Annotated in this window: 1 protein-coding gene; it reads left to right on the plus strand. The window is 44.9% G+C overall.

The genetic code is table 11. The features are described 5' to 3' along the window. Window positions 1–25 precede the first annotated feature (25 nt). The gene (locus B5F87_RS20395; protein ID WP_087284506.1) at window positions 26–1624 is read left to right on the plus strand and encodes a transposase; all 1599 of its coding nucleotides are present in this window, start codon (window positions 26–28) and stop codon (window positions 1622–1624) included. Window positions 1625–1748: the final 124 nt, after the last annotated feature.

Below are 1748 nucleotides of genomic sequence, written 5' to 3' on the forward strand. Positions count from 1 at the left end.
TATCCTAGAAAAGAAGGTAATCTTTATGTCATTCAAAGAAAATTCTTACCAGCAAATATCATTTACAGATAGTTTTTCCGGCTTAACCGCCAGGGAACAGAAAGCACTGGAAAAATCCTGGGCAAAAGTTTTTGCTGATGAAATATTCCCTGCCATTGATGAAAAGCGCTTTTCTGTCTTATACAGTAATAAGGCATCCAGACCGAATACTCCGGTAAATGTAATCGTTGGTGCACTCATTATCAAAGAGCTTTTTGATTATTCGGATGATGAAATGGTTGAAAATCTTATGTTGGATTTCCGGCTCCAGTATGCCCTGCACACAACGAGTTTCGAAGAGCAGCCGCTGAGCGACAAGACACTGAGCCGTTTCCGCAGGCGGTGCTATGATTACGAAACACTTCATAACAAGGATCTTTACCATGACTGCGTAAATGACCTGAGCGCTTCCATTGCCAAACTGATGAGGATCAGCGGGAAGATCCGGCGTATGGATTCCATGATGATCGAATCCAACATCCGTAAACTCAGCCGGATGGAACTGATCTATACTTGTATTTCAAAGCTGGCAGTTTCTATGAATAAGGCAAATGATCCTGCGCTGCCGGAGGATCTGAAGCACTACACAGATCCGAATGATTTCAACAGAGTGATCTATCACCAGAGAAGTACGGATGCAGAGGAACGATTAAAGCAGCTTCTTGCGGATGCCGATAAACTTCTCACCTTATGTGAGTCTGAGTATCAGGATTCAACAGAGTATGATCTGTTTGTCAGATGCCTGTCTGAACAGACAGTTGTTGAAAATGGAACTCGCAGACTCCGCACAAAAGAAGACGGCGGTATGAACTCATCCATGATGCAGAATCCTTCTGATCCGGAGGCTACATTCCGGAGCAAAGCCGGAAAAGAGCATCGGGGATATACAGCCAACCTTGAGGAATCCGTAGGTAAGAATGGTTCCGTTGTAACGGATTATCAATATGACCAGAACAATCACAGTGACAGCCAGTTTCTCCAGGAACATCTTGAGCAGATGGAGAAACAGGAAGAGCGGACAGTCATAATTACGGATGGCGCATACAGCGGGACAGAAAACACGCAGCTCGCATCGGAGAAGAATGTAGAACTGATCACTACAAGCCTGACGGGGAAATTCGCCCCGGATATCCTTGCAGATTTTGAATTCAACGAAGAAGGAACAAAAGTGCTCCGGTGTCCGGCAGGTTATGCGCCGAAAAGCTGCTCCTATATGAAGCAGAGCAGGCAGTGCGCCGTTTCCTTTCTGCATGAGCAGTGTGCCAACTGCCCGTACCAGGACCAATGTAAACCGAAGATCTTTAAGCGGGTTGCCAAAATAGTAACATCCAAAGCGGCACATGAACGTGCGAAGATCCAGCGGGACATGAGCAGTGAAGAATTTAAAAACTACGCAAGACTCCGTAATGGAGTAGAGACTGTACCGTCAAATATCCGCAGGAATTACCATCTGGAAAAGATGCCTCGTGGAAAACAGCGTGGCAAGTTCTTTTTCGGTTCGAAGATAGCGGCACTAAATTTCCGAAAGCTCTTCAATTATGTGAAGGGTCTGGGAAACTATGCTCAAAATCCGGTACTTGCATAAAACAAGGAGGGAAATACCCGGCATATATGCCAGAAATCCCAGCATAATACTACAAAATATGAATTTTTCAAGGTACTATAGGTACAGGGCACAACTAATTATATAGTTTCGACCCCAACATCAT

The organism is Eubacterium sp. An3, from assembly GCF_002159465.1.
GTDB lineage: Bacteria > Bacillota > Clostridia > Lachnospirales > Lachnospiraceae > Anaerobutyricum > Anaerobutyricum stercoris.

Coding starts and splice junctions, on each gene's coding strand:
- B5F87_RS20395 (WP_087284506.1), top strand. CDS start 26: ATGTCATTCAAAGAAAATTCTTACCAGCAAATATCATTTACAGATAGT.